The organism is Streptomyces sp. NPDC006743 (assembly GCF_040703815.1).
GTDB lineage: Bacteria > Actinomycetota > Actinomycetes > Streptomycetales > Streptomycetaceae > Streptomyces.
Window position 1 is genome coordinate 20595 of the sequence record NZ_JBEYJA010000072.1, and the last position, 6705, is coordinate 27299.

The following is a 6705-nucleotide window of genomic DNA, read 5'->3' on the forward strand; positions in this document are numbered from 1 at the left end:
CCTCTTCTGTTCTCTCTCGTTATCCCTAGATAAAGCTCCAGGTCGCTAACGTCTATGTTACTAACGTAGGTGTTAGTCACCTAGATGTTGTGGGGCGGGGGTGTGGGCGTGGTGGATTTCGTGGGTCGTCGGCAGGAGCTGGCGACGTTGGAGCGGGAACTGAACAAGGTCGCGGCAGGGGTCGGCGGGGAGCGGCCCGGTCGGTGCGTGATGTTGCGTGGGCGGCGCCGAGTGGGTAAGTCGCGACTGGTCGAGCGGTTCGCGGAGTGCTCCGGAGCCCCGTTCTTGTTCTACGCGGCGACCGGTGCGTCCCCGAGGGACGAGCTGGCGCGGCTGTCCCGGGACGCCCGGGTGTCGACGCTGCCGTCGGCGGGGCTGGTGGCCGCCGCGCGGCCGGAGAGCTGGGATGCCGCGTTCGACGTGCTGGCCGCCGCGCTCCCCGCCGACCGGGTCAGCGTGCTGGTCATCGACGAGGTGCCGTACCTCATGGACGCCGATGGCGCGTTCGAGGGGATGCTGCAACGGGCCTGGGACCGGGTGCTGGAGACGAAGCCGGTGCTGTTGGTCCTCATCGGCTCCGATCTGTCGATGATGGAAGCTCTGAACAGCTACGGGCGCCCCTTCCACCAGCGCGGCCGGGAGATGGTGCTGGGGCCGCTGAACCCCGCCGAGGTGGGGAGGATGCTCGGGTTGGACCCGGCGGAAGCTTTCGACGCCGTGCTGGTCACCGGCGGGCTGCCGCTGATCTGCGCGGAGTGGCCGAGAGGGGAAGGGCAGTGGGACTTCCTCGCCGAGGCGCTGAGCGATCCGGTCTCCGCCCTGCTGGTGTCGGCCGAGCGCGCGCTGGCCGCCGAATTCCCCCCGCAGGCCCAGGCGCGTACGGTGCTGGCTGCCATCGGCAGTGGCGAACGGACCTTCACCAACATCGCCAGGGCAGCCGGCGGGATCGGGGCCACGCCGCTTCAGCGAGCACTGGAGCTGCTCACGGAGAAGCGGATCGTCGCCGCGGAGCTGCCCGTCTCGCTGCGTCGGTCGAAGGATCGCCGCTACCGGGTGGCCGACCCCTACCTGCGGTTCTGGCTGCATCTGCTCGGTCCGTCCATGAACGAGATCGAGCGAGGGCGGGGCGATCTGGCCTTGGCGCGCATCCGGGAGAGCTGGACCAGCTGGCGCGGCCGGGCGATCGAGCCACTCGTCCGGGAGGCGCTCGCCCGGATGCTGCCCCATGACCGGATCCCCGCGGCGCCCGCAGTCGGCGGCTATTGGACCCGCACCAACGACGTCGAGATCGACGTCGTCGGAGCGGACCGCGCTCCCCTTGCCAGGGAGCTGCTTTTCGTCGGCTCCGTCAAGTGGCTCGAGCACTCACCCTTCGACCGGCACGACCTGGCCGCACTCCATCGGCACCGGGCGGCCCTCACCGATGAGCCCGTGCCGGTCGTGGCGGTCTCGCGAAGCGGGGTCGGCTGCCAGGGGCTCGACGCCGCCTACGGCCCCGCCGATCTGCTGGCCGCCTGGCCGCTGTGAGCGGCGGAGGCAGGAGGAGACGGGAGGCGGGTGTCACTCGGCCCGCGGGGGGTCGGCCCGCGGCGGGGTGAGCCTGTCGAGGTCCAGGGTGACGCCGAAGGGGACGGGGCGCTTCAGCGTCCAGTCGGGCAGAGCGGTCATGCGTCGACCCTGGCGAGCCGGTGGGGCGGGCCACGAGAACGCCGGCGGCCCGCACCGTCCCCGGCCGCCCGCATCGATCCGGACGACACGTCGGCGGGCATGGGGGTGGAGAGGGTGGCGTGCGGGTGGAGAAGGGACGACGGCCTGGTGAGCCGTGCACGGCGTGGACGTACATCCGTCCGTGTGACCTTGTTCACCATGCGCATGACATAGAGGTACGGGAGGAGACCGGTCTCGGGTGCCCCCACCCGGTCAGGGCACCTTGTCGTGACCGATGTGGGGCAGGCGGGCCGCGGGCGGTGAGCGGTGCGGTCCGTGGCCGAAGACGCCTGGTGGTGGACGGTATGCCGGTCGTTTCCGCCTACGTCCCCACGTATCCTCGGCTCGGGACGGCGGGCCGCGGATCGGGAGGTGTCAGGCAGGTGGAGTTCCGGCTGCTCGGATCCGTCGCCGTGATCACGGAGAACGGCGACCTCGCCCCCCGGGCCCGTCAAGCGTTCCAGCCTGCTGGCGATGCTGCTGCTGCGGCCCAACACCGCGGTCAGCGTCGACCAGCTGACCGCCGCGCTGTGGGAGGACGAGCCGCCGACCCACTTCAAGACCGTCCTGCAGGGGCACGTCTCGCGGCTGCGCGCCCTGCTCGCCGCGCACGGCGCCCGGGACTACGGGATCGAACTGACCACCCAGGGCACCGCGTACGAGCTGCAGATGCCGGAGTCCCTGGTCGACGCCCACCGGTTCGAGGAACTCGTCGCCCTCTCCCGGGCGCAGCGCCTGCCCGCCGACACCGTGCGGATGCTGCGCGAGGCCCTGGCCTGCTGGCAGGGCCCCGCGCTCACCGGAACGGTGCGCAGCGGGCCGCTGGAGGCGGCGGCAGGCGGTCTGGAGGACCTGCGGCTGGCCTCCGTGGAAGCCCTGGCCGAGGCGTACGGGCAGCTCGGCGAGCACGGCCGGGCCGCCGCCGTCCTGCGTACCGAGGCCGTCGCCCACCCCCTGCGCGAGTCCCTGGCCGCCGCGCTGATGCTGGCGCTCGGCCGCTCCGGGCGGCAGTCCGACGCGATCAACTGGTACCACCGCACCCGGCGGCTGCTCGCCGACGAGCTGGGCGTGGACCCCGGTGACGCGCTCACCGAGGCGTACGCCACCCTGCTGCGGTCTCCTGTACCCGCCCGACCGGTCCCCGCCCCACCGGCGACCTCCCCCCAGGCCCCTGTTCCGGCTTCGGCGCCCGCACCGGATCAGGCGCCTGCTCCCGCACCCCCTCCCGCCCCGGCGGCCACAGCGCCGTCCCCAGCCTCCCCGCCCGGCCCGGACACCGCCGTCCCGGGCACGGCCAGCGCGGCCTCCGCCACCGCCGTACCGCCGCACTCGACGGGCCTGCCCGCCACGCCCGCGACCCCTGCCCCGCCGGGGCCCCCTGCCCCGCCTGCCGCCGCTGCCAGTCCTGCCGCCGCCACCGTCCCCCCAGGCATCCCAGTCCCAGCGGACACCCAAGTCCCGTCCGCCGTACCCCCGGCGTCCGCCGCACCCGACGTACCCACCGCCCACTCCGCGCAGCCCGGAGCGCACACCCAGCGGCCCGCCTCCACCGCTCAGCCGTCCACGCCGTCCGCCCCCGCCGGCCAGCCTCCGGCGCTGCCCGTCCCCGGCGTCCCCAGCGCTCCCGGCGCTTCCGGTGCTCCCGGAGTCCACGCTGCCCCCGCCGGACAGCCTCCCGCCCTGCCCGCCCCCGCCGCCCCCGGCGCTCAGGCCACCTCCGACATCCACACCGCCCCCACCTCCACCCCCGCGCCCCTCGACCCCGCCACCCCCGCAGCCGCCCCGCCCTCCGCCGGCCCCGCCCCGCCCCCGTCCTGCGACCCCACCGCCCCGGCCGCCGTCCGCCCCGGTCCGCCGCGTGCCGAGTCCGGCGTCCCGGTCCCGGAGCTGCTGCCCCGCGCCCCGCGCGGTTTCACCGGCCGGGGCGCCGAGCTGGCCGCCCTCGACCGCGCCGCCGGTGCCACGGACGCGCCCGTCTGCCTGATCACCGGGCCCGCCGGGGTCGGCAAGACCGCGTTCGCCCTGCACTGGGCCCACCAGCGGCGCGCCGGCTTCCCCGACGGCCGGCTCTTCGCGGACCTGCGCGGCTTCAGTGACACCCCGGCGCCCGACACCGGCTCGGTGCTGCGGGAGTTCCTGCTGGCGCTGGGCACCCCGGCGCCCCACGTGCCCGAGACCACCGCCGCCCGCGGCGCGCTGTTCCGCACGCTCACGGGCGGTCGCCGGCTGCTCGTCGTCCTCGACAACGCCCGCTCCTCCGAACAGGTCAGGCCGCTGCTGCCCGGCGGCGACCACTGCGTCACGCTGGTCACCAGCCGGGACCGGCTCGGCGGGCTCATCGCCTCCGAAGCGGCCCGGCCGCTGCCGCTCGCCCACCTCCCGGCGGCCGACGCCGAGGCACTGCTCGTCAGCGTCCTCGGCGAGGACCGCGTCGCCGCCGAACCGGAGGCCGCCGCCCGGCTGGCCGGGCTCTGTGACGGGCTGCCGCTCGCCCTGCGCGTCACCGCCGCCCGCCTCGCCGAACGTCCCCGGTGGACCCTCGGCGCGATGGCCCACGAACTCGCCGACGAACAGGGGCGCCTGGCCCTGCTGAACGTCGAGGACACCGGCGTCGCCGCCGCCCTCCACCTGACTGTGCAGCAACTGCCCGAACCGGCCGCCCGGATGTTCCGCGCCCTCGGCCTGCACACCGGTTCCGATCTGGACCGGTTCACGGCGAGCGCCCTCGCCGGAACCACCCCCGCGCAGGCCTCCGCCGACCTCGACCGGCTCGCCGCGGCCCACCTGCTCACCGAGTCCGTCCCGGGCCGCTGGACACCGCACGACCTGGTCCGCCTCTACGCCCGCCACCTCGCCCCGCAGGCGGACCCCGAGGGACTGCGCCGCCTCCTCGACCACTACCTCTACACCGGGCTCGCCGCGGACGCCGCCGCCGAACCCGGCTCGCAGCCCTGCTACGCGCTGCCCGCCGACGCCCGGCGCCCGGCCGCCATCCGCGAGTTCGACGACCGGGCCGCCGCGCTGGCCTGGTACGCGGCGGAGCGCCCCGCGCTGGAGGGAGCCGTCGCCGCCGCCGCTGCCCTGGGCCTGCACGACCGGGCCTGGCGGCTCGCCCTCGTCCAGTGGCCGCTGATGCTGTGGCGGATCACGGACGGCTGGACGCCCCTGCTGGAAGCCGGACTCGCCTCCGCCGAGCATGCGGAGGACCTCGACGCGCAGGCGCGGACCCGGGCGCTGCTCGGCTGGATCCTGCACGAGGAGGGCCGGGACGCCGAAGCCCTCGTCCACCTGGAACAGGCACCCGGGCTGGCCGCCCGCGCGGGCGACACGATCAGCGAGGCCATCGCCTGCGTCAACCTCGCCGCCGTCCTGGACGCCACCGGGGACGTCACGCGTCCCGGAGAGCTGATGGCCCGCGCCGTCGCGCTCGCCGACCGCACCGGCCACCCCTCCACCCAGGTGCTGACACTCCAGCACCTGGCGCAGCACTGCCTGCGGACCGGCGCTTACGGGGCGGCCCTCACGCACACCCTGCGCGCCACCTCCCTCGTCTCCCCGCACGCCGCCGTCGGCCGGGCCCAGCTGCGGATCCTGTGCGGTGAGGCGCTGGCCGGTCTGGGCCGGACCGACGAGGCCGCCGAGGAGTTCCGGCAGGCCGCGGCGGCGTCCGAGGCAGCCGGTTTCACCGCCGGGGCCGAACGGGCCGCGCACCTGCTGTCCGGGCTGGCAGCGAAGCGTTAGCGGGACGTAAGCGGGACGGCAGCGCGGGATCCGAAGCTGTACATGGCACCGAGCACGGGACACCGGGCACGGGACGCCGGACGCCGACGCCCGACGCGGAGGCGCCCGGAGCACGGGACTCAGGAGGCCGCCCAGGACCACGACCGCCACCGCGACACCGACCGCGCAGGCGCCCGGGGTCAGGGGGCACCGGGTACCGGCCACGACCGCCACACCACCGGCTTCACCGCCTTCATCACCCACGGGGGAGAACCACCATGCGCAACCACCGCAAGCACACCGTCCTGGCCGTCGCCGCCGTCGCCGCCCTCTCGCTGGGCCTGACCGCCTGCGGCGGCGACGGGTCCGGCACCAAGGACGAGGGGGGCGCCTCGACGTCGCAGACGGTCACGGACGCCGCGAAGTCCGCCGCCACGGCCGGCGCCACCGTCGCCTCCGACTCCGCGGGGTCCTCCGCCGGCTCCGCCGCCTCGGCCTCCGGGGGGTCCGGCACCGCGAAGTCGGGGACCAACGCCCAGCCCGCCGCCAAGAACAAGGCCGGTTCCGGTTCCGCCTCCGGCAGGCCCGGCGCCACCGCTCCCGTCTGCACCTTCCAGGACGTGAAGGTCAAGGCGGCGAAGGCCGACGAGACGCCCACCGAGCACGTCGTGCTGACGGCCACCAACACCTCCGGCCACTCCTGCCGCCTGCTGAAGTACCCGCTGCTCGCGTTCGGCCCTGTCCAGACCGCCAAGGACATCCCGGCCGTCGCGAAGAGCAACCCGGGAGTGCCCGTCGTCCTGGCGTCCGGCGCGTCGGCGTACGCCAACGTCCGGATCGCCAACGGTGGTGCGCACGAGGACAACAAGGTCGTCAAGGAGTTCAACGTGAACCTCTTCGCCGCCGACGGACCCGCTGAGGGCAGCATCGTCGTCCACGCCCCGGCCGGCGGCCTCGCGGTCGACGAGGCGGTCGCGAAGACCGGCTACTGGACCGAGGAACTGCGCAACGGCGCCGACGAGTTCTGACCGGCGCGGCGGAGAGCCGCCTGGCGCGGCCCAGAGCCGCCCCGCGCGGCCGAGGGGCGCCCGCGTGGCCGAGAGTCGCCCGGCGCGGCCCGGAGTCCCCGGGTACGGGCAAGGGGCCGCCCTCGTACGGACACAGGGCCGCCCGGCACGGGCACAGGGCCCGGTGCGACCCGCCTGACCGGGCGGGTCGCACCGGGCCTTCCCCGTTCTCGGGCCTTCCCCGTTCTCGGGCCTTCCCCGTTCTCGGGCC

3 protein-coding genes are annotated in these 6705 nt (G+C 75.3%); all 3 read left to right on the forward strand.

The window, feature by feature from the left end; translation table 11 throughout:
* Nucleotides 1-108 precede the first annotated feature (108 nt).
* The 3 genes from ABZ719_RS34270 to ABZ719_RS34280 all read left to right on the forward strand — a co-directional run bounded on the left by ABZ719_RS34270 (nucleotide 109) and on the right by ABZ719_RS34280 (nucleotide 6455).
* A complete protein-coding gene (locus ABZ719_RS34270) occupies nucleotides 109-1527 on the forward strand; it encodes an ATP-binding protein (RefSeq protein ID WP_366729069.1) in 1419 nt (472 codons plus the stop codon).
* 654 nt (nucleotides 1528-2181) lie between these two features.
* Nucleotides 2182-5448 carry a BTAD domain-containing putative transcriptional regulator gene (locus ABZ719_RS34275; protein ID WP_366729070.1) on the forward strand — a complete coding sequence of 1089 codons (3267 nt, stop codon included), beginning with the start codon at nucleotides 2182-2184 and terminating at the stop codon, nucleotides 5446-5448.
* Nucleotides 5449-5705: 257 nt separating this feature from the next.
* Nucleotides 5706-6455, forward strand: a complete 750-nt coding sequence (locus ABZ719_RS34280) for a DUF4232 domain-containing protein (protein ID WP_366729071.1) — start codon at nucleotides 5706-5708, stop codon at nucleotides 6453-6455.
* Nucleotides 6456-6705: the final 250 nt, after the last annotated feature.